This is a genomic window from Mesorhizobium sp. M2E.F.Ca.ET.219.01.1.1 (assembly GCF_004016445.2).
Taxonomy (GTDB): domain Bacteria; phylum Pseudomonadota; class Alphaproteobacteria; order Rhizobiales; family Rhizobiaceae; genus Mesorhizobium.
Genome location: NZ_SADT02000003.1, coordinates 224,452 through 245,289, shown reverse-complemented (window position 1 = coordinate 245,289; position 20,838 = coordinate 224,452). Strand labels below are relative to the sequence as shown.

The 20,838-nt window shown below is 63.7% G+C and carries 24 protein-coding genes and 1 pseudogene; 11 read left to right on the top strand and 14 right to left on the bottom strand.

The window, feature by feature from the left end; genetic code table 11:
* Window positions 1-34 precede the first annotated feature (34 nt).
* The gene (locus tag EN862_RS18445) at window positions 35-655 is read left to right on the top strand and encodes a hypothetical protein (protein ID WP_127865640.1); all 621 of its coding nucleotides are present in this window, start codon (window positions 35-37) and stop codon (window positions 653-655) included.
* 63 nt (window positions 656-718) lie between these two features.
* Here the strand turns inward: EN862_RS18445 and EN862_RS18440 are convergent, their stop codons facing one another.
* Window positions 719-1,252: a helix-turn-helix domain-containing protein gene (locus tag EN862_RS18440; protein WP_127865641.1), complete on the bottom strand. Its 534-nt coding sequence runs from the start codon at window positions 1,250-1,252 to the stop codon at window positions 719-721.
* Between the two features lie 88 nt (window positions 1,253-1,340).
* On the opposite strand from EN862_RS18440, the gene EN862_RS18435 reads away from it, so the two are divergent.
* The 4 genes from EN862_RS18435 (at window position 1,341) to EN862_RS18420 (ending at window position 4,117) form a co-directional block, all read left to right on the top strand.
* On the top strand, window positions 1,341-2,168 hold the full coding sequence (locus EN862_RS18435) for an alpha/beta hydrolase (RefSeq protein ID WP_127865642.1): 828 nt from the start codon (window positions 1,341-1,343) through the stop codon (window positions 2,166-2,168).
* Between the two features lie 477 nt (window positions 2,169-2,645).
* Entirely contained in the window at window positions 2,646-3,302 is a 657-nt protein-coding gene (locus EN862_RS18430; protein ID WP_127865643.1) for a glutathione S-transferase family protein, read from the top strand.
* A gap of 6 nt (window positions 3,303-3,308) precedes the next feature.
* Window positions 3,309-3,644: a metalloregulator ArsR/SmtB family transcription factor gene (locus EN862_RS18425; RefSeq protein ID WP_127865644.1), complete on the top strand. Its 336-nt coding sequence runs from the start codon at window positions 3,309-3,311 to the stop codon at window positions 3,642-3,644.
* Window positions 3,645-3,655: 11 nt separating this feature from the next.
* Entirely contained in the window at window positions 3,656-4,117 is a 462-nt protein-coding gene (locus tag EN862_RS18420) for an SRPBCC family protein (RefSeq protein ID WP_127865645.1), read from the top strand.
* A 52-nt stretch (window positions 4,118-4,169) separates the two neighbouring features.
* Here the strand turns inward: EN862_RS18420 and EN862_RS18415 are convergent, their stop codons facing one another.
* The 3 genes from EN862_RS18415 to EN862_RS18405 form a co-directional block, all read right to left on the bottom strand.
* Window positions 4,170-4,445, bottom strand: coding sequence for a metalloregulator ArsR/SmtB family transcription factor (locus EN862_RS18415; protein ID WP_112129620.1), 276 nt, complete (start codon window positions 4,443-4,445; stop codon window positions 4,170-4,172).
* Between the two features lie 32 nt (window positions 4,446-4,477).
* The gene (locus tag EN862_RS18410) at window positions 4,478-5,725 is read right to left on the bottom strand and encodes an MFS transporter (protein ID WP_127865646.1); all 1,248 of its coding nucleotides are present in this window, start codon (window positions 5,723-5,725) and stop codon (window positions 4,478-4,480) included.
* 80 nt (window positions 5,726-5,805) lie between these two features.
* Complete coding sequence (locus EN862_RS18405) at window positions 5,806-6,000, bottom strand: DUF1192 domain-containing protein (protein WP_127865647.1); 195 nt, start codon at window positions 5,998-6,000, stop codon at window positions 5,806-5,808.
* 114 nt (window positions 6,001-6,114) lie between these two features.
* Between EN862_RS18405 and EN862_RS18400 the strand changes: the two genes are divergently transcribed.
* The 3 genes from EN862_RS18400 to EN862_RS18390 all read left to right on the top strand — a co-directional run bounded on the left by EN862_RS18400 (window position 6,115) and on the right by EN862_RS18390 (window position 8,519).
* Window positions 6,115-7,125: an NAD(P)H-quinone oxidoreductase gene (locus EN862_RS18400; protein ID WP_127865648.1), complete on the top strand. Its 1,011-nt coding sequence runs from the start codon at window positions 6,115-6,117 to the stop codon at window positions 7,123-7,125.
* Between the two features lie 300 nt (window positions 7,126-7,425).
* Window positions 7,426-7,566: a DUF1127 domain-containing protein gene (locus EN862_RS18395; protein WP_095816751.1), complete on the top strand. Its 141-nt coding sequence runs from the start codon at window positions 7,426-7,428 to the stop codon at window positions 7,564-7,566.
* A gap of 254 nt (window positions 7,567-7,820) precedes the next feature.
* Window positions 7,821-8,519 carry a DUF1013 domain-containing protein gene (locus tag EN862_RS18390; protein WP_127865649.1) on the top strand — a complete coding sequence of 233 codons (699 nt, stop codon included), beginning with the start codon at window positions 7,821-7,823 and terminating at the stop codon, window positions 8,517-8,519.
* A gap of 66 nt (window positions 8,520-8,585) precedes the next feature.
* On the opposite strand, the gene EN862_RS18385 is transcribed toward EN862_RS18390, so the two are convergent.
* The 3 genes from EN862_RS18385 to EN862_RS18375 form a co-directional block, all read right to left on the bottom strand.
* On the bottom strand, window positions 8,586-9,305 hold the full coding sequence (locus tag EN862_RS18385) for a YafY family protein (protein WP_127865650.1): 720 nt from the start codon (window positions 9,303-9,305) through the stop codon (window positions 8,586-8,588).
* A gap of 19 nt (window positions 9,306-9,324) precedes the next feature.
* Complete coding sequence (locus tag EN862_RS18380; RefSeq protein WP_189401832.1) at window positions 9,325-9,735, bottom strand: hypothetical protein; 411 nt, start codon at window positions 9,733-9,735, stop codon at window positions 9,325-9,327.
* 206 nt (window positions 9,736-9,941) lie between these two features.
* Window positions 9,942-10,106: a hypothetical protein gene (locus EN862_RS18375; RefSeq protein ID WP_127865651.1), complete on the bottom strand. Its 165-nt coding sequence runs from the start codon at window positions 10,104-10,106 to the stop codon at window positions 9,942-9,944.
* Window positions 10,107-10,311: 205 nt separating this feature from the next.
* Between EN862_RS18375 and EN862_RS18370 the strand changes: the two genes are divergently transcribed.
* Window positions 10,312-10,473, top strand: coding sequence for a hypothetical protein (locus EN862_RS18370; RefSeq protein WP_127865652.1), 162 nt, complete (start codon window positions 10,312-10,314; stop codon window positions 10,471-10,473).
* A 384-nt stretch (window positions 10,474-10,857) separates the two neighbouring features.
* Here the strand turns inward: EN862_RS18370 and EN862_RS18365 are convergent.
* The 7 genes and pseudogenes from EN862_RS18365 to tkt all read right to left on the bottom strand — a co-directional run.
* A pseudogene (locus tag EN862_RS18365) lies at window positions 10,858-11,041 on the bottom strand (SGNH/GDSL hydrolase family protein); the annotation flags it as partial.
* Window positions 11,042-11,076: 35 nt separating this feature from the next.
* On the bottom strand, window positions 11,077-11,817 hold the full coding sequence (locus EN862_RS18360; RefSeq protein ID WP_127865653.1) for a thioredoxin family protein: 741 nt from the start codon (window positions 11,815-11,817) through the stop codon (window positions 11,077-11,079).
* A 139-nt stretch (window positions 11,818-11,956) separates the two neighbouring features.
* Window positions 11,957-12,982 carry a class I fructose-bisphosphate aldolase gene (locus tag EN862_RS18355; protein WP_127865654.1) on the bottom strand — a complete coding sequence of 342 codons (1,026 nt, stop codon included), beginning with the start codon at window positions 12,980-12,982 and terminating at the stop codon, window positions 11,957-11,959.
* Window positions 12,983-13,120: 138 nt separating this feature from the next.
* A complete protein-coding gene (locus tag EN862_RS18350; RefSeq protein WP_127865655.1) occupies window positions 13,121-14,317 on the bottom strand; it encodes a phosphoglycerate kinase in 1,197 nt (398 codons plus the stop codon).
* 165 nt (window positions 14,318-14,482) lie between these two features.
* Window positions 14,483-16,372: a potassium/proton antiporter gene (locus EN862_RS18345; RefSeq protein WP_245519640.1), complete on the bottom strand. Its 1,890-nt coding sequence runs from the start codon at window positions 16,370-16,372 to the stop codon at window positions 14,483-14,485.
* A 255-nt stretch (window positions 16,373-16,627) separates the two neighbouring features.
* Window positions 16,628-17,638 carry a type I glyceraldehyde-3-phosphate dehydrogenase gene (gene gap, locus EN862_RS18340; RefSeq protein WP_127865656.1) on the bottom strand — a complete coding sequence of 337 codons (1,011 nt, stop codon included), beginning with the start codon at window positions 17,636-17,638 and terminating at the stop codon, window positions 16,628-16,630.
* Between the two features lie 154 nt (window positions 17,639-17,792).
* The gene (gene tkt, locus EN862_RS18335; protein WP_127865657.1) at window positions 17,793-19,781 is read right to left on the bottom strand and encodes a transketolase; all 1,989 of its coding nucleotides are present in this window, start codon (window positions 19,779-19,781) and stop codon (window positions 17,793-17,795) included.
* A 274-nt stretch (window positions 19,782-20,055) separates the two neighbouring features.
* On the opposite strand from tkt, the gene EN862_RS18330 reads away from it, so the two are divergent.
* Complete coding sequence (locus EN862_RS18330; protein WP_023763725.1) at window positions 20,056-20,328, top strand: DUF4164 domain-containing protein; 273 nt, start codon at window positions 20,056-20,058, stop codon at window positions 20,326-20,328.
* A gap of 4 nt (window positions 20,329-20,332) precedes the next feature.
* Window positions 20,333-20,698, top strand: coding sequence for a cell division protein ZapA (locus tag EN862_RS18325; protein WP_127865658.1), 366 nt, complete (start codon window positions 20,333-20,335; stop codon window positions 20,696-20,698).
* Window positions 20,699-20,838: the final 140 nt, after the last annotated feature.

The window sequence follows — 20,838 nt, the reverse complement described above, 5'->3', positions numbered from 1 at the left end:
TTGACGATCCGCCGTCCGGGATTAGATTCCGGCGATGCGGATTCTCTTTGCATTTTTCACGGCGTTTTTGCTTTCCGGCGCAGCTTCGCCTGCGGGAGCAGAAACGGTGCCGGGCGCGCTGCCTCCCGATGCCGCGCCGCCCACTGCGACACCGCCGCCGGCCGCGCCGACCAGGCAAGGCCGCCTCGACCAGCTGTTCACGGAGTTGAAGCGCGAGCGCAATGAAAAGGCGGCTGAGCGCATCGCCGGCCGCATCTGGAACGAATGGAACCAGTCGGGCAGCGCCTCGATCGACCTGATGATGCAATGGGCGCAAAAGGCGACGGAAGACCAGAAATTCGACGTCGCGCTCGATTTCCTCGACCAGGTGGTGACCTTGCAGCCCGATTATGCCGAAGGCTGGAACCGGCGCGCCACCGTGCATTTCCTGATGAAGAATTACGGGAAGTCGATGGCCGACATCGACCGCACCCTGCAGCTCGAGCCGCGCCATTTCGGCGCGCTCTCGGGCCTCGCCCAGATCATGACCGAGACCGGCCACAAGCAGTCGGCACTGGAGGCCTGGCAAAAAGTGCTGGCGATCTATCCGATGATGCGCAGCGCCCAGAACCAGGTCTCGACGCTTTCGGAAGAACTCGCCGGCGAGGGCATCTGACGCGTTTACGTGCGTTTCTTCATCGTAAAGCGCGTCGCGCTAACCGGATCCGCGCAACGCGCTTCAAGCTTCTGTCTTGATGTTGCGAAGTTCCTCGGCCTTGCGCTCGACGACGGCCTCATAAGCTGCCCGCAACTGCTGGCGCACGGTCGGCGCGCCGGGTGGTGTCCTCGAGGGCGCGCCCAGATGCTCGTGGCGCAATTCGTCCATGAACTGCTCCCATAGCGGCGGACCGCCCTTTTCGAGCAGCTCGGCGCGGATCGACAATTCTTCGCTGACCGGCAGCCAGACCCGGCCCCAGGCGCCGAGCTGCGCCATGATCGGCACCAGCGTGATCGCCATCTCGGTCAGGCTGTAGATCGCCTTCTGCTTGTGGCTGGGGTCGTCAGCCTTGGTCAGCAGGCCGAGCGCCATCAGCCGCTTCAGCCGGTCGGCCAGGATGTTGGAGGCAATGCCCTCCAGCGAGCCATTGAGCAGTTCGCGAAAATGACGCCGGCCGCCAAAGATCATGTCGCGCAGGATGATCAGGCTCCAACGGTCGCCGAAGACCTCGAGCGACAGATTGATCGGGCAACCGGACCGGCGGTCGATGTTCATGGCAGTCTCCAGAAAAACCAGTTGCATTATGATATCGGTTTCAGTATCGTGCAACTGATTGCAAATTGCAATCGGATTGGAGGAGCAGATGACCACCACAACACAGCGCCCCGACGTCGTTTCGGAAAGCTTCGGCAGTCCGAAAGATCCGCCGATCCTTTTGATCATGGGCGCCATGGCATCGATGTCGTGGTGGCCCGAAGCCTTCTGCCGGCAGCTCGCCGGGCGCGGCCGCTTCGTCATCCGCTACGACAACCGCGACACCGGCCTGTCGACGAAGTATCCGCCAGGCGCGCCGCCCTACAATTTCGAGCACATGGTGGACGATGCCATTCGCGTGCTCGACGACCACGGCGTCGGCAAGGCGCATGTCGTCGGCATGTCGATGGGCGGCATGCTCGCGCAGAGCGTGGCGCTGAAATATCCCGAACGCGTCGGCGCGCTCACCGTGATCTCATCTTCGCCGCTCGGCGTCGATACGTCCGGCCTGCCCGGAGCGACCGAAGCCTACAAGGAGCATTCAGCGCAAGGCGGCGACGTCGACTGGTCGAAGCGGGAGCAGGTGATCGACTTCATGGTCAAGGATGCCCGCGCGATCGCCAGCACGCGCCATCCATTCGACGAGGAATGCACGCGCGCGATGATCGAGGCGGACTATGATCGCTCCGGCGGCCTCGCCAGCACGACCAACCATTTCCTGCTCAAGGGCGGCGGCCCGAAACGGACGGTGCGAGACCTGGCGGCACCGCTGCTTGTCATCCACGGCACCGCCGATCCGCTCTTTCCGATCGAACATGGCGAAGCTCTGGCAAAGGCCGTTCCCGGCGCAAGGCTGGTCAAGATCGAAGGCGGCGGCCATGAGCTGCATCGCAACGACTGGCTGCAAATCGTCGACGCCATCGCCGCGCACGGCTAGTGGCACTGCACAGGGATTTTGACCGGTTGGCTTTGTTTGCGTTGGCAGGCGGCATGCCTTGGAGGTTGGCCGAAACGCCCATCGCGATCGTCATTCTAGGGCGGAGCAAGGAGCGAAGCGACGCGCGCAGACCCTAGAATCCATGCCGTTACCTTCGCCCAGGAGTGCAACGGAGCAGAATTCTGTACCGTGGCGGCGCTTAGAAGTCACGGCATGGATTCTATGGTCTGCGCGCGTCGCTTCGCTCCTTGCTCCGCCATAGAATGACGAGGTTGGGGCGGCTTCAACATCCCCGGCGTTTGCGCTGATTTCGCGGAAATGAATGGAAAATCTTGTGCCAAGACAGACGGCAACCTTTCAAAACCCCTGTGTCGGGGTGCTCGGCGCGGAAGCTCCGGCTTGACTCAGCGAGCTTACGACAATAGTGAAGCAATTACTTCAGCATTGCCCTATGGCCAAACGCGAAAGAGAGCGAGAATGTCCCTGACGCTGCATTTCCACCCGCTGGCCTCATTCTGCTGGAAGCCGCTGATCGCGTTTTACGAGAACGGCACGCCTTTCGAACCGGTGATCGTCGACCTGGGCGACGAGGCTTCTCGCGCCGCCTTCTTGAAGGTATCGCCGACCGGCAAGATGCCGGCGCTTCGTGATGACGCGCGGGGCCGCACGGTGCTGGAATCCACCATGGTGGTCGAATATCTCGCCGCTCACTATCCGGGGCCGGTCGAGCTTGTTCCGGCCGACGTCGATCTCGCTTTGCAGGTCCGCCAGGCCGACCGCTTCTACGATTTTTACGTGCAGCATCCGATGCAGAAGATCGTCGGCGACAGGCTGCGGCCAAAGGACAGGACCGATCCGTTCGGCGTCGAGGAGGCCCGCGCGCAACTGCGCAATTCCTACGCCATTATCGAAGAGGAGATGGCGGGAAGGACCTGGGCGGTGGCCGAGAGCTTCACCATGGCCGATTGCGCCGCCGCGCCGGCGCTGTTCTACGCCAACAAGGTCGAGCCGTTCGGCGAAAAATTCCCGGCGGTGAAACGCTACCACGACCGGCTGCTGGCGCGTCCGTCCTTCGCCCGCGTCATCGAGGAAGCGCAGCCCTATTTCAAGCTCTTTCCCTATAACAACGACTAGAACAAGATGCTGCATGATCCGGCCCAGCTCGATTTGATGTTTCAGGCGCTTGCCGATCCGGCTCGGCGCCAGATGGTGGACCGGCTGTCGCGTGGGCCGGCGTCGGTCAGCCAGCTGGCCGAGCCGCTGGCGATGTCATTGTCGGCCGTCGTCCAGCATCTCAACGTGCTCGAGGCGAGCGGCCTGGTCAGGACCGAAAAGCTTGGCCGAGTGCGCACCTGCCAGATCGAGCCGAAGGCACTGGGCGCGGCGGAGAACTGGATTAACGAGCGGCGGCTCGCCTGGGAGCGCCGGCTCGATCGTCTCGGCGATTTCCTGGCTGAGACCAAAGACCACACCTGAAGGGACCCGTCATGACTGAACGATCCGTCGTCCATTCCACCTTCGTCATCGAGCGCGTCTACCCGGTGGCGCCCGAGAAGGTCTATTTCGCGCTGAGCGACAAGGAGGCCAAGAAGCGCTGGTTCGCCGATCCGGCCAACCCCAGACCCGACAGCTATCGGATGGACTTCCGCATCGGCGGCCAGGAGGTCAACACTGGCGGGCCGAAGGACGGACCGCTTCATACCTACACCGCTACCTACCTCGACATCGTGCCCAACGAGCGCATCGTCTACAGCTACGACATGCTGTTCGGCGACATCCGTATCTCGGTGTCGCTGGCAACAATGGAATTGCGGCCGGAAGGCGCGGGCACGAGGCTGGTGCTGACCGAGCAGGGCGCCTTCCTCGACGGCCATGACACGTCATCGACACGCGAGCATGGAACCAACATCCTGCTGGACATGCTCGGCAGAGCCCTGTCGGCAAGCTGACGTCTTTCGCGACTCCGATTGCCGTCGAACTGGCAATCGGCAGTCGCGAGAGCTATTCCCCCGGCGCCGTTTCCCAGAACTGGTCGAGCCAGATGTTGAGCCTGAGGAAGCCGGCGCTGCTGACAGTATAGACGCGCCGCGTGCCTTCGGCCTTGGCCTTGACCAGGCCGGCATCGAGCAGGACCTTGAGATGCTGGGAAACCGCCGGGCGCGAGACGGGCAGTCCGGCCGCCAATTCGTTCACCGTCTTCGGGCCGCGCCGGAGTTCTTCCAAGAGATAGCGCCGATTGGGATCGGCGATCGCCACGAAGGCATCAGAAAAGATCATGCCTTCATTTGTGGGGCAAAGTTTTCGGAATCTCAACTATTGGTTTCAATCTTTCTGCGCGGATCGAGCCGGGTTGCTTCGGGCGTGACCGCACGGTCCGCGGGTTGCGTCTTGAAGGCATCGCGGTTTTCGATCGGCACGGGCGCGCGGGCGCGGATACGCAGCAGCGTGTAACCGGCGAGGCTGAGATGCGCGAGCGCGGTTGCAAGAAAAAGCCCTTCCGGACGCACCGAACCCATCAGGGCCGCTGCCAAAAGCGGGCCGATCATGGTGCCGAAGCCGTAGAGCAGGAGCAGGCCGCCGGAAACCTTGACGAAGTCCTCGGGGCGGGCGTGGTCGTTGGCATGCGCGACGGCGATCGAATAGAGCGTGTAGGCGAAACCGCCATAGGCGGCGGTCAGCACGATGACGAAGACACCTGAACGCGGCGCAATCAGGAAGATCAGCACCGCGACCAGAGCCGCGCCGAAGGCAGCACCCGCCAGCACGAAGCGGCGGTCGGTTGTATCGGAAAGGCGTCCGGCCGGAAGCTGCATGGCGGCGCCGGCAACGACCACAAGGCTCATCATCAGCGCGATCTCGGCGGTGGAGATGCCTATGCGCGCGCCATAGACCGCGCCCAGCGTGCCCCAGGCACCATTGGCGATGCCGACCAGGAGGCAGGCCACCGCCGACACCGGCGAATTGGCGTAGAGGCCTTTGACGTCGAGCTTGACGTCCTGCAGCGGTTTCGGGGTCGATTGGGTAGAAACCGCCGTCGGAATGAGCGACAGGCAAAACAGGATGCCGGTGATCATGAACAGCGAAGCCGACCGCACATCGCCGCCGGCGACGATCATCTGGCCGCCCATGATCGAGGCATAGGTGACCATCATATAAAGGCCGAAGACGGTGCCGCGGTTCTCGTTGGTCGCCTTCTCGTTCAGCCAGCTCTCGATCACCATGAACGCGCCGGCCATGGTGAAGCCGGTGAAGGCGCGCAAAAGGATCCAGAAATACTCGTTGATGATGAGGCCGGTGAGCAGCGCGATGATGGCGCCCGACGCGGCGAAGGCGCCGAAGGCCCTGACATGGCCGGCGCGGCGCACCAGCCGCGGCGCGAAGAAACAGCCGGTGACGAAGCCGCCGGCCCAGGCCGTGCCCATCAGGCCGAGCGATGCCGTCGAAAAGCCCTCGATCTGGCCGCGCAGCGGCAACAGCAGCCCGTGCAGGCCGGATGCAGCGAGCAGGAAGGCGGTACCGCGCAGCAGCGAGAGGATCGGTCGGTAGGTTGCAAACATCGCTTGTCCTGGTTCGGGCGCCGGGGTCTGAAAACAGGCGTATTGGGGCTTTTCGGCGGCAGTCTTGCGCGCCGACGAAATTATCCGCGGCGGAACAATGCGTCGGCGGCGGATTTGGTGGCGCCCTTGGCGACCCGCTCTGCCTCCAGCCTGGAGATCTCGTCGCGCAGCAGCGCGATGCGCTCCGACAATTCGTCGACGGAAAGCAGCGACAGATCCTGGCCGATCTCGTGCGGGCGCGGCTTCTTCCTGGGTTCGTCGTCGAAGATCGCCATCGTCGCTTCTCCCTTGCTTGGCCATTTGCCTGATTTGGCGATCAGCATACATAGGGCAGGGGCGCCGATGCAAACCACGAGCGACGACAAGGGATCCGAGGAGACGGGAAAGCCATGGCAAACGGACACAAGATACCGGCAAAGATGACGGCCATCGCGATCTCGCAACCCGGCGGCCCCAGGGTGCTCAAGCCGGAAACCCGCGATGTGCCTGAGCCCGGCCCCGGCGAAGTGCTGATCCGGGTGCACGCGGCCGGCGTCAACCGGCCGGACGTGCAGCAGCGCAAGGGCGCCTATCCGCCGCCGCCCGGCGCCTCGGACCTGCCTGGCCTCGAAGCCTCGGGTGAAATCGTGGCGCTTGGCGACGACATATCGCGCTGGCGCATCGGCGACCGGGTTTGCGCGCTGACGCCGGGCGGCGGCTATGCCGAATATGTCAAGGTGCATGCCGGCAGCGTGCTGCCGCTGCCGGCGGGCTTCACGCATTCGGAGGGCGCGGCGGTGCCGGAGAACTACTTCACTGTCTGGCACAATGTGTTCGAGCGCGGCGGCCTGAAGAAGGGCGAGACGCTGCTCGTCCATGGCGGCTCGTCCGGCATCGGCACCACCGCCATCCAGCTTGCCTCGGCCTTCGGCGCCTATGTGATCACCACTGCCGGCAGCAGGGAGAAATGCGACGCCTGCCTGAAGCTCAGCGCCGACCGGGCGATCAATTATCGCGAGGAGGATTTCGTCGCCGCGGTCAAGGAGGCGACCGACGGTAAGGGCGCCGACGTCATCCTCGACATGGTTGGCGGCGATTATGTCGCCCGCAACTACGAAGCCGCGGCCGTCGAGGGGCGGATCGTCCAGATCGCGGTGCAGGCTGGCGCTATCGCAAGCACCAATTTCGGGACGCTCATGGTCAAGCGTCTGACCCATACCGGCTCGACGCTTCGCCCGCGCACCGTCGAGTTCAAGGCGGCGATCGCGGCCGCGCTGGAGGCGCAGGTGTGGCCGCTGCTCGGCACGCGCAAGGTGGCTCCCGTCATGGACATGATCTTTCCGCTCACCGAAGCCTGGCGGGCGCATGAGCGGATGGAAGAGGGTGAGCATATAGGCAAGATCGTCCTCGACGTCGGCTAGGATGTGCGCACATTCAGGTGAGGCCGGCCTGCAAATGACAGCTTCCTCCGCTTCCGGTGCTCACGTACTTAAGTACGCTCCGCTCCGGTTCTCGGAAGCTGCCATTTTCGTCTCGGCCTGACCTGAATCTCCGCACATCCTCAGGCGCCGCGCGTCCCCGAGTGACAAGCTGAACAAAGGCTTAATGGTGCAATGCACAAAACGCATTGCGGCCATGCAAAAGCGTCCGTTCAATTCTTGGGCAGGCATGCCTATTTACGCGGCATCAAACGATTTCCTCAAATGACTGGAGAAACTGAAATGAACCCGATCCGTGCTTTCCGTAAGTGGCGCATGTACAACGAAACCGTGCGCGAGCTGAACAAGCTCAATGCCCGCCAGCTGAACGACCTTGGTATCAGCCGTGGCGACATCGAGCGCATCGCCCGCCAGGCGGTGTAATCAGACGCAGCCCGGCCGCAAGGCCGGGCTGGACAGGCAAGCAAGAGCCGTCGAGACGCTTGCTTCGTTTCCGGTTCCAAACCCGCTGGACCTCGTCCAGCGGGTTTTGTCTTTTCAGGGCCCTGAATCGGGTCCTTCCCAAAAACATTGCGAAAATTCGAGGGAGCGTTTATACAGGCCGCGAATTTCCCATTTTGGTGGCTCTAAAACCACCGCCCGCGCGGGAACGCGGGCGAACGAGAAGGATTTTTGACATGGCCAATACGCTGCTGATGCCCAAGGCGACCGCCGTCTGGCTGGTCGACAACACCGCGCTCTCCTTCGAGCAGATCGCGCAGTTCTGCGGGCTGCATCCGCTCGAGGTCAAGGCGATCGCGGACGGCGAGTCGGCGCAGGGCATCAAGGGCATGGACCCGATCATCACCGGCCAGCTGACGCGCGACGAGATCGCGCGCGGCGAGAAGGACGTCAATTACCGGCTGAAGCTGTCGGAGCCGAAGGTGCGGGTGCCGGAATCGAAGCGCAAGGGCCCGCGCTACACGCCGCTGTCGAAGCGCCAGGACCGGCCGAATGCCATCCTGTGGCTGGTGCGCAACCATCCCGAGCTCAAGGACGCGCAGATTGCCCGTCTCGTAGGCACCACCAAGTCGACCATTGAGCAGATCCGCGAGCGCAAGCACTGGAACTCGGCCAATCTGCAGCCGATGGACCCGGTGACGCTCGGCCTCACCTCGCAGATCGACCTCGACCTCGAAGTCAACCGCGCCTCGCGCGGCCGCGAGCAGCCTCAACCCGTCGGCGACACGCTGCTGCCGGCCGCGCTCACCGAACGGCTGGTGCCGGCGCCGGAGAAGCCGAAGGACGAGGACCAGGAGCTCGACGCCAACGCGGTCTTCGCCAAGCTTTCGGCGTTGAAGTCGAAGGACAAGGACGAAGGCGACGATCAGGAGTAAGCCCTTCGGGGTACTCAACAAAAAAGCCCGCTTCGAGCGGGCTTTTTTGTTGAGCTTGGGAGGAAGTCACGTCCGCGCGGCGCGGTCGGGCGCCATGCCGTAATCCTCTGACCGCTCGACGGCGCGGTAGAAATCGGCGAGCTGCTTGCCGCGCTCAGGCTTGAAGACACGCCCTGCGATGACGACCGAGGCGATGCGGTCGATGCGGAAGGCGCGGAAATCGTCGCGCATCTCGCACCAGGCGACCAGCGTCCAGACCTTGCCCCAGAACCACAGGCCCAAAGGCCGGATGTCGCGCGCGGTGCCGCGCCCGGCCTCGTCGGAATAGTCGATGGTCAGCACCTGGCGTTTCTCGACGGCGCGCTCGATCAGGTCGATCGCTTCGCGCGCGGCGTCGCTCACCACCCACATCGGCGTGTGGATCTCGGTGCGGGCGATGCGGTCCTTCTCGGTGTCGGGCAGCACGGCGCCGATCTTGACCAGCGCCTCGTCGGCCGCCCTTGCCATTGCCGCGCCGCCAAAGGCGCGCACCATGCGGGCGCCGGCAACCAGCGCCACGATCTCGTCACGTGTGAACATCAGCGGCGGAAGGTCGAAACCCTCCCTCATCATGTAGCCCACGCCTGCTTCGCCGTCGATCGGCACGCCGGTCGACTGCAGGTCGGCTATGTCGCGGTAAATGGTGCGCTCGGAAACCTCGAGCCACGTGCCGAGCTTCTGCGCGGTGACCAGCCGACCACCCCGCAAATGCTGCACGATCTGAAAAAGCCTGTCGGCGCGGCGCATCGGTTTCTCCCCCGGGGGTTTATGGCTTCAGCCCTTCGCGCTTGCGCTGCGCGGCAACGAATTTCGCCCCGAAGGACAGTCTGCCCGTGGTCGGCGTCCCAGCGTCCAGCACACGCCAGAACGGCGCGACGTCGCTCAGCGCCATGCCGCGCTCGAGATCCTCGTGAGCGGCCTCGGCAACGGTGCGAAGATGATAGCCGATCGTCACCGGGCATGTCACTTCGGCCCCGTGCTCGATGGCCAGTGCGGTGCGCAGCGCGCGAACGTCCATCTCCACCCCTTCGGGGATCGAGCGGATGAAGTCGTCGACCTGGCGCGCGGTCGGCACCAGCATCGACTGGCCCTCAACGACATCGCCGACCGTGCGCGGCGACGGCTTGATGCCGTTGATGCCCGGCGTGTTCAGCCTGTCGTTCCAGCTTTTCACCATACGCGGATTACTCCGGATAGTCGGTTCATGTTCGTAACTGTCAGGATTGAAGCCACCCCAATTACCGTATGCCTCCTGACAACATACTGTCAGGAGGCTGCGGTGAAGCTATCGGCAACAAAGGCTTCTTTCCCTGAACTCAACATCACTGGCCGCATTACATCTGGGCGTGGTGCCGCCACAATCCAAGTCGCGGCGGCAAAATTTCAGTTTTCACGCACGCGGCCGGTGTAAAGATCCGGCCAGCCGATGTCCTTACGGATATCCGCCGGCAAGGTGTTCAGGAAACGCTGGGTGCGGATCTCGTTGCGCACCGCGCGGATCCTGCCGACATAGTGCTGCACGCCGCGCAGAATGGTAGAACCGTTCATGACCTCACTCCTCTCTTTTCGATGAGAAGAGTATCTCACACCCCTCCTGACAGCAGTCTGTCAGGAGGTTGGCAGGGTAGGAAAGAAGGCGGCGCGGTGTCCCTCGCAAGGCCCGGATGAAGCCGATTTCTGTCAGGAGTGCTCGGCCCGAATTGTGCCCTAAGAACAGCTTTGACAGCCGCCATCGTTGCTGGTCAAAGGCGGCATGACGAAACTGCTCGCCCTAGTCATCTGCGGCATCATGCTGATCCAGGTCATCAAGCCGCTGGGATGGCCGGGGCTGAAGCGGCGCGGCGATTTCTGGAAGCTGGCGCTGCTCGCCATGGTGGCCATCTCGCTTGCCGCTGTGCTAGGGCACTGGGCTTAGTTCCTTAACACAGAAGTTTTGACCGGTTGGTTAGTGTGCGTTGGCACGTCCTATGCCTTGGCGATTGGCCTCGACGCCCATCGCGGTCGTCATCCACGGGCGGAGCAAGGAGCGAAGCGACGCGCGCAGACCGAGGATCCATGCCGAGACTTGGAAGCGCCGCGGCGATCCAGAATTCTGCACCGTTGCACACTTCGGTCCAGGCAACGGCATGGATTCCAGGGTCTGCGCGCGTCGCTTCGCTCCTTGCTCCGCCCTGGAATGACGAGGTTCAGGAGCCTTCAGCTCATCGCCAGCGTTTGCGCTGACCACCCAACAGACGTTGATGGCCTTGCACGACAAGTCTGCGGAACCCGCAATTCTCGGCTCGCCCTGACCTCAATCTCAACGTACCTCAGCGCGGTCCAGCACGAAATCCAGCAGATGCTCCGCCCAGGCGATAGCCTGCTTCGGAAGCGTGGATGCCGTCAGAGGCGAAGCCGGCTTTCGGGTTGGTGATCGGCAGGCGCGAGGCGGGCACGGCGCCGCGTTCGTTGCGGAGCCGCACGCCCATGCGGTTTATTTCCGTGTTAGCGCATGTTTCAGTCGAGGTGAACGAGACGATCACGCGCAGCAGTCCGGCCGGTCCTCGTCCCTGTCCTGGTATTCGTCGTGGAGGCGCACCCAGTCCATCAGGTTGTGATAGGGGCCTGTCTCGCCGCGGCCCTTCGGCGTCATGTCGAGATAGTGATAGGCGCCGATCAGCGCGTCCCCACCGCGGGCCCGCGACAGGAAGGTGAGGAAGATGTCGCCATTGCCGTGGCGGTAGAAGATGCTGGTGCCGGGCAGGTCTTTCGAGCGCAACGGTCGCTTCTCGAAATTGTAGGTGGTGTCGCCCGCCGCGATCTGCATGTCGGTGAAGGAGACCTGCAGGTCGAAGTTGAAATCCGACGCATAGGACGACACCCAGTCGAACTTCCAGCCCATGCGCTGCTTGTAGGGCAGGATCTCGGCCAGCGGCGCGCGTGCAACGACGACCAGCGATACGTCATGATGTTTCAGATGCTGGTTGGCGCCGTCGATATGGTCGGCGAGGAACGAGCAGCCGTGACAACGATGATCGCAACCGGGCGTCATCATGAAATGATAGACGATAAGCTGGCTCTTACCGGCGAACAGGTCGCCAAGGCGTTTCGGCCCCGCTTCGCTCTCGAACACATAATCCTTGCGCAGCTTGAACCAGGGCAGCTGCCGCCGCTCGGCGGCAATAAGGTCGCGGAACTTTGTCAGTTCCTTCTCGCGTTCAAGATGCTTTCGGTGCGCTTCGAACCAGTCCTCGCGTGAAACCACGGCATTGCGTTGCATGACCATCTCCTGTCCTCTCCTGCCAAGGACGTTCGACATCGGCGCGACCCGACATCGCTGCCTCAGGTAGGAGTGCGGCCTGCAAAAAACAAAACCCGGGCCACTGGCCCGGGTTGTCGATGAACGAGATGGATAAACGTCAGGCGGCTTTTTCAAGCGCCGGCTGCCATTTCCCGAGCGCCGCCAGATGGTTCATATGGGCGCGGTGGGTGAAGGCGGCCTGGCCGGCGGCGATGTTCGAGGCCTTGCCGCTCCATGCCTTCTGCGGCGCGGCCTGCAGCGCGCGGCCATAGGAGAAGGTCAGTTTCCAAGGATGCGGGCCGATGGCGTTGATGGCGTTGAGGTTGGCGGTCGCCTCCTCGTCCTCCTGGCCGCCGGAGAGGAAGGCAATGCCCGGCACCGCCGCCGGTACCACTTCGCGGAACAGCTTGATCGTCTTTTCCGCGATTTCCTCGGGGCTGTCGGTCTTGCCCGATTTCTTGCCGGAGATGACCATGTTCGGCTTCAGGATCGAGCCTTCCAGCACGACGCGCGCCGCGTAGAGCTCGTCATAGAGCTTGACCAGCGTCGCCTTGGAGACGTCGTAGCAGGTGTCGATCGAATGCGCGCCGTCCATCAGCACTTCCGGCTCGACGATCGGCACGATGCCGGCCTCCTGGCAGAGCGCGGCATAGCGGGCCAGCGCATGGGTGTTCGAGGCGATCGAATTGGCCGATGGCACGCCTCTGCCGGTGTCGATATCGATCACCGCGCGCCATTTGGCGAAGCGGGCGCCGAGCTTGTAGTAGTCGGCGAGCCGCTCACGCAGCCCGTCCAGGCCCTCGGTGATGGTGTCGCCGGGAAAGCCGGCAAGAGGCTTGGCGCCTGCATCGACCTTGATGCCTGGAATGGAGCCGGCCGCCTTGATGATATCGACCAGCGGCGTGCCGTCGGCAGCCTTCTGGCGGATGGTCTCGTCATAGAGGATGACGCCGGAGATGTACTTCGTCATAGCCTCTTTCGAGCGGAACATCATCTCGCGATAGTCGCGCCGGTTGTCGGCGGTCGATTCGACGCCGATGACGTCGAAGCGCTTTTTGATGGTGCCGGAGCTCTCATCGGCGGCCAAAAGGCCCTTACCACCGGCCACGATGGCAGCGGCAATATCTTCGAGACGTTCGCTCATGGGTGCTCTCCTTGACGGTGTCGGTTCCGCGCTTAGCGGAACTCTACCGCCAATGGAATGGCGTCGAAAAGCACGAATCGATTGAAAGTTTTCGCGACTGAAATCGGCCAGCCCTGAGTTGGTCGCCCCTTGCCGGTCTTACCGCTTCAGCACCTCGACGCCGGGCAGCGGCTTGCCTTCCATCCATTCGAGGAAGGCGCCGCCGGCGGTCGAAACATAGGTGAAATCGTCGGCGACACCGGCATGGTTGAGCGCCGCCACCGTGTCGCCGCCACCGGCGACCGACACCAGCTTGCCTGCCTTGGTGCGGGCCGCGGCATGCTTTGCCGCCGCCACCGTTGCGCGATCGAAAGGCTCGATCTCGAAGGCGCCGAGCGGGCCGTTCCAGACCAGCGTCGCGGCACGGTCGATCCAGTCGTTGACGCTCTGCACGGTCTTTGCACCGACATCGAGGATCATGCCGTCGGCCGGCACGGCCTCGATGGCGACGGTCTCGCTCGCAGCACCAGCCTTGAATTCCTTGGCGACCACGCCGTCGGCGGGAAGGATGATGGCGCAGCCGGCTTCCGCCGCCTCGATCATGATCTGCTTGGCGGTGCCGGCAAGGTCATGCTCGCAAAGCGACTTGCCGACATCGGTGCCGCGCGCGGCGAGAAAAGTGTTGGCCATGCCGCCGCCGATCACCAGCGCGTCGACCTTCTTCACCAGGTTCATCAAAAGGTCGATCTTGGTCGAGACCTTGGCGCCGCCAACGATGGCCACCACCGGCCGAACCGGATTGCCGAGGCCCTTCTCCAGCGCGTCGAGCTCGGCCTGCATGGTGCGGCCGGCATAGGCCGGCAAATGACGCGCCAGGCCTTCGGTGGAGGCATGTGCCCGGTGCGCGGCGGAAAAGGCGTCGTTGACATAGATGTCGCCATTGGCGGCGAGCTTTTCGGTGAAGGCGGGCTCGTTCTTCTCCTCGGCCTTGTAGAACCGGGTGTTTTCGAACAGCAGGACGTCGCCGTCCTTCATGGCGGCAACCGCTTCGGCGGCCTTGTCGCCGACGCAGTCGGCGGCGAAGCCGACCGGGCGCCCGAGAACTTCAGCCGTGGCCCTGGCGATCGGCTCCAGCGAGAACTCGGCAGAGGGGCCGTCCTTGGGACGGCCGAAATGCGCAAGCAGGATCACCTTGGCGCCCTTTTTCGAGAGCTCGGCGATGGTCGGCGCGATGCGCTCGATGCGGGTTGCGTCGGTCACCTTGCCGTCGGCGACGGGAACGTTGAGGTCGACGCGCACCAGCACGCGCTTGCCGCTGACGGCGCCGATATCATCGAGTGTCTTGAAGCTGGCCATGGTCGTCGTTCCTTCCTGGTGCCTTGACGCAATTCCGGACGGAAAACCGCCCACACTCTTCCTGGAATTGCTTTAGCGAAAACGCGGGCGACCTTACCCGGCGCGAAGGACGATGCAAGGGTCGCGTCGACGGCGCGCGCGCAAAAATGATGTCGCCGTGAGACATCAGCCTTCGCCGGTTGCCTTTTGCTCGCCCGGTGCCGGCGCCACGGGGTCGATCGGGACGTCCTCGACCGGCTGCTTTTCCACCGGCCTGCGCCAGTTGCGGATCAGCGCCGCTATGCGGTCGCCGATCTCGCCGGCGCTCATGAACACCGGCACGCGCGCCACCGGCGCGGTTGGCTCGAAGGAGAGGCCAAGTCCGGTGATCCTGCCCTTTTCGTCGACATCGCGCACGATCAGCTCGATCGGACCGATCACGACGCGGTCGGCATATTCGGGACGGCCGCCGAGCCGCTCCGAAACCAGCGCTGCGACGGTGAGTCTCTGCTCGGCTTCTGTCAGGCCAGGCCCATAGGCAGCTTCAAGTTCGGCCGCCGGGCGGGCCGGATCGAGCGCGAAGGCGCCGAAGAAATCGGCATCCTCGGGATCGACGATGGCACGGCTGGCGAAAAGCTTGTCGAGCAGGCGTGGGTAGCGGTCCGGCACGAAGATGTAGACTTGGTCGCCGGCGGTGAGCCGGCCCATGTCCTGGAAGCGCATGGATCGGCCGTCGCGTAGCACCAGCGAGGGCCTTGCCCAGCGCGGGATGCGCTCGCCGCGCGCCACCGGACTGCCGGGCGCCACGCGATAGGCGAGCAGCTCGTGATGGGCCGAGCCCGGCAATTCGAGCTCGACCTTGTCGAGCGGCCCGAGCCGGGCCGGCACGATCAGGCCGAGGCGGCGCGCCAGCGGGCCGACGGTCCAGCCTTGAACCACCAGCGAGACAAGCACAATGATGAAGGCGGCGTTGAAGATCAGCCGGCCATGCTCGAGGCCGCCAAGCAGCGGCGTGATGGCGAGCAGGATCGAGACCGCGCCGCGCAGGCCGACCCAGGAGACGAAGGCGACCTCGGGCCGCGGCAGGCGGAACGGGATCAGGCACAGCCACACGGCGACCGGCCGCGCCACGAAGATCAGGAACAGGCCGAGCAGGATCGCCGGCACCAGGATCGCCGGAAACTGCGAGGGCGTGGCGAACAGACCGAGGATCAGGAACATGATGATCTGCGCCAGCCATGACATGCCGTCCTGGAAGCGCTTCAGGATGGTGACGGCGCGGATATCGGAATTGCCGGCAATCAGCCCGGCAAGGTAGACAGCAAGGAAGCCCGAGCCGCCAATCGCGCCGGCCGCCGCGAACACCATCAGCGACAGCGTCAGCACGAAGATCGGCAGCAGGCCGTGATCGAGATTGAGCCGCTCGACAAGCCGCACGATGCCAAAGCCGCCGAGCACGCCGATGACGGCGCCGAGCCCCATATTGACGAGGAAGCCGAGCAACAGGCTGGTGGCCAGCACATTGGCTTCCGGGTTGGCATGCGCGGCGATGATCTCGACAAGGGTGATGGTGAGGAAGATGGCGATCGGGTCGTTGGTGCCGGATTCCACTTCCAGCGTAGAACGCACCCGCTCGCGCAAATGGATCTCGCCGGCGCGCAGCAGGAAGAACACCGCGGCCGCGTCGGTCGAAGCGACGGCGGCGCCAAGCAGCGAGGATTCCAGCCAATCGAGTTTGAGAACATAGGACGCGGCGGCGGCAAAGATGCCGGTGGTCAGGATCACGCCGATCGTGGCCAGCGACAGAGCGGGTCCGGCCGCTTGCCTGAGCGCGTTGAGCGGGGTGCCGAAACCGGAATCGAACAGGATGATCGCAAGAGCCAGTGAGCCGGCAAAATAAGCCAGCCGCGCATTGTCGAATTCAATGCCGAGCCCGTCGACGCCGGTGGCAAGTCCGATGCAGAGGAAGAGCAGCAGCAAAGGAGCGCCGAAGCGGAAGGCGATCAGGCTCGAAAACGCGGCGGCAACAACGAGCGCGGTGCCGACCAGCGTCACAAGATAGATCGCATGCTCCATCAGCCAGTGCCCCTCAAGTCCCTCTCATTTGTCGGTTTAAGGGAGAGTGGGGCGAAGACATGACCAGTGCAAGGCAACGGCGTGGTTTTTTGGATTCTGCTGGCGTCGGGAAATGGAGGAGCCGCTTTCCTGTCGTCGTCCACGGGCTCCGCCCTTGCTCCGCCCTGGAATGACGACGCAACTTGTGCTCCGCCAGGTCTTAAATGAAAACGCCCGGCCAAAGCCGGGCGTTTCAAACTGCCAATGAACCTTGGATCAGGCGATGGTCTTGCCGAAGGCGACGGCGGTGTCGCCCATGCGGTTCGAGAAACCCCACTCATTGTCGTACCAGGACAGCACCGAAACGAAGTTGCCGTCCATGACCTTGGTCTGGTCGAGCGCCGCGATCGAGGAATGCGGATCGTGGTTGAAGTCGATCGAGACGTTCGGGTGGTGGGTGACCGAAAGGATGCCCTTCAGCTTGCCCTTCGAGGCGGCGATCAGCGCTTCGTTGATCTCCTGCGCGGAGGTCGAACGCTTGGCGATGAACTTGAGGTCGACGACCGAGACGTTCGGGGTCGGCACGCGGATCGAGATGCCGTCGAGCTTGCCCTTGAGATCGGGCAGGACCAGGCCGATCGCCTTGGCGGCACCCGTCGAGGTCGGGATCTGCGAGAGCGCTGCCGCGCGGGCGCGGTAGAGATCCTTGTGCATGGTGTCCAGCGTCGGCTGGTCGCCGGTGTAGGAGTGGATCGTCGTCATCATGCCCTTCTCGATGCCGACGGTCTCATGCAGCACGGCCGCCAGCGGCGCCAGGCAGTTGGTGGTGCAGGAGGCGTTCGAGATGACGACGTGGTCCTTGGTCAGCTTGTCGTGGTTGATGCCGTAGACGACGGTGAGGTCGGCGCCTTCGGCCGGTGCCGAGACGAGGACGCGCTTGGCGCCGGCGGTCAGATGCGCGGCGGCCTTGTCGCGGGCGGTGAAGATGCCGGTGCATTCAAGCGCGATGTCGACGCCGAGCTCTTTCCACGGCAGCTGGCTCGGATCCTTGATCGCCGTGACCTTGAACTTCTCCTTGCCGACCGAGATCTGGTCGCCGTCGACGGTCACCTCGTGCGGGAAGCGGCCATGCACGCTGTCATAGCGCAAGAGGTGCGCGTTGGTCTCAACCGGGCCGAGATCGTTGACGGCGACGACCTCGATATCCTTGCGGCCGGATTCATGGATGGCGCGCAGGATGTTGCGGCCGATACGGCCAAATCCGTTGATGGCAACTCTGACGGTCATTGTTTTCTCCCTAGGGACTGGGGCGATTGGGTCCGCTGCTTCATAGCGGCGATGGGCCAAAGAATCCAGCCGCAGAAGGTCGAACTTAAATCGATTAGGTTGGTCCAGCATCGCGGAGCCGCCTATTTGCGGCCCCGCGAATTGACGCAGCCGGTCAGCCGTGCAGACGAGTCTCGACCGCCTTCGCCGCGGCCTCGGCGGTGATGCCGAAATGCGGATAGAGCTGCTCGATCGAGCCGGAGGCGCCAAAACCGTGCATGCCGATGAAAATGCCGTCGGTGCCGATCAGGTGATCCCAGCCCTGGCGGATGCCGGCCTCGATCGCAACCTTCACCTTGGCGTTGCCGATGGTCTTGGCGCGATAATCGTCGCTCTGCTGGTCGAACAGCTCGAAGCAGGGCACCGAGACGACGCGGGTCGGATGGCCATGCTTTTCGAGCAGGTCGCGCGCGCCGAGCGCGATCTCGACCTCGGAACCGGTGGCGAAGATCGTCACCACCGCCTCGCCATTTGCCGGGGCAAGCTCGTAGGCGCCCTGGCTGGAGAGGTTCTTCGCCGAATGCTCCGTGCGCACCGTCGGCAGGTTCTGGCGGGTCAGCGCCAGGGTCGACGGCGTCTTTTCGGATTCGAGCGCGATCTGCCAGCATTCGGCGGTTTCCACCGCATCGGCCGGGCGGAAGAAGTTGTGGTTCGGGATGGCGCGCAGCGCCGCCATGTGCTCGACCGGCTGGTGGGTCGGGCCGTCCTCGCCGAGGCCGATGGAGTCATGCGTCATGACGAAGATCGAGCGGATGCCCATCAGCGAGGCGAGCCGCATCGACGGGCGGGCATAGTCGGAGAAGCACAGGAAGGTGCCGCCATAGGCGATCAGACCGCCATGCAGCGTGAGACCATTGATGGCCGCCGCCATGCCGTGCTCACGGATGCCGTAGTGCACATAGCGCTGGCCATAGTCGTCGGGCGTGATGTTCTTGGTCTGGCTGGTCTTGGTGTTGTTGGAGCCGGTGAGGTCGGCCGAGCCGCCGATGGTTTCGGGAACCGCGCCGTTGATGACTTCGAGCACCATCTCGGAGGATTTGCGGGTGGCGACTTTCGGCTTGTCGGCCGACAGCTTCTTCTTGTAGTCGGCGATGACGGCGTCGAAATTGGAAGGCAGCTTGCCGGCGATGCGACGTTCGAACTCGGCCTTGAGCTTCGGCTCGGCCTTGGCCAGGCGGCCTTCCCAGTCGGCGCGCGCCTTGGCGCCGCCCGTGCCGATGGCCCGCCAGGCGTCGAGGATGTCGGCGGGAATCTCGAAGGGCGGCGACTCCCAGTTGAAGAATTTACGGGCGCCGGCGATTTCCTCGGCGCCGAGCGGCGAGCCATGCGCCTTGTTGGTGCCGGCCTTGGTCGGGGCACCGAAGCCGATGGTGGTCTTGCAGGCAATCATCGTCGGCTTGTCGGAATGGCGCGCCGCCTCGATGGCATAGGCGATCGCTTCCGGATCGGTGCCGTCGATGTGGCTGGCGTTCCAGCCCGAGGCCTGGAAGCGGGCGACCTGGTCGGTGTTGTCGGCCAGCGAAACCGGGCCGTCGATCGAGATGTTGTTGTTGTCCCAGAAGACGATCAGCTTGTTGAGCTTCAGATGCCCGGCCAGCGCGATGGCTTCCTGGGAGACGCCTTCCATCAGGCAGCCGTCGCCGGCCAGCACATAGGTGTAGTGGTTGACGAGATCATTGCCGAAGGCGGCGTTCATGATGCGCTCGCCGAGCGCGAAGCCGACCGAATTGGCCAGGCCCTGGCCGAGCGGACCGGTGGTGGTCTCGATGCCGGCGGCATGGCCGTATTCGGGATGGCCGGCGGTCTTGGAGCCGAGCTGGCGGAAATTCTTGATCTGGTCGATGGTCATGTCCTCATAGCCGGTGAGGTAGAGGAGCGAATAGAGCAGCATCGAGCCATGGCCGGCCGACAGGATGAAGCGGTCGCGGTCGGCCCAGTGCGGGGCCTTGGCGTCGAATTTCAGGAAACGGCTGAACAGGACTGTGGCGATGTCGGCGCAGCCCATCGGCAGGCCGGGGTGACCGGAATTCGCCTTCTCGACGGCGTCCATGGAAAGGAAACGGATCGCGTTGGCCATCCGATCATGTTGTTCACGCGAGGTCATGCTTCCTCCGGAAGTGGGTTGGAGCCTGGGGAGAACCCTTGGAAAAGGATGCCGCGACACATAGCAGGCGCGGCCTTTTAGTCAACAAATCGGGACGGATTTTGCCGGGCTTGTGATGGCGTCTTTTTGTGGGTCGGGCGGCTTACATTAGCGATAGCGGGGGACAGTCGCGAGAGCTTTGTTGACGCGCCCTTCACCCGGCGCCTAATCTTTCCGAGGTAACGCGTTCTGAATGCGTGCGATTCGGTGATGGGCAGGGCATAGGACGAAGGCCATGACCGGGGAAACGACCCTCAAGGAAGTCATCGCCAGGCTGGGCAAGGCCATGGAAGGGCTGGAAAACGCCGTGGCGGCGAAGCTCGAGCATGAGCGCGATTATTCGGAAGCCGAGGCCGAGGTGCAGCGCATGAACGCCGACCGTTCGCGCCTGGCACAGGAGCTCGATAATTCCGAGGCGCGTGCCGAGCGGCTTGAAGACGCCAACAAGGAAGTGTCGCGACGGCTGGTGACCGCCATGGAAACCATCCGGGCGGTGCTGGACAGGTAGCGCAATGGCACAGGTCACGGTTTCCATCGACGGCAAGCAGTATCGCATGGCCTGCGACGAGGGCCAGGAAGAGCACTTGATCGACCTTGCCGAGCGCTTCGACCGCTATGTCTCGCATCTGAAGGATTCCTTCGGCGAGATCGGCGACCAGCGGCTCACCGTCATGGCCGGCATCATGGTGATGGACGAACTCTCGGAGCTCACCAAGCGCGTCAAGGGCATGGAAAGCGAGGTGCTGACCCTGCGCAAGACGCGCGACGAGGCGCTGACCAAGGCCGACAAGAGCGACAGCGTGCTGACAACCGCGCTTGGCGCGCTTGCGCAGCGCATGGAAGATCTCGCGCTGACGCTCGCGGTGAAGAAGGCCTGAGCGGCTCCCCTATCTTCGCAAGCAGAATAACTGTCGCGGATTACCGGCGGTCGCGGAAAAATTTCGCGCGGTGACGTTCTCGATTGCGGCTCCCGACGTTGGACCGTTACCGCGATGGTGCTAGCTTAGCACCCGCGCCG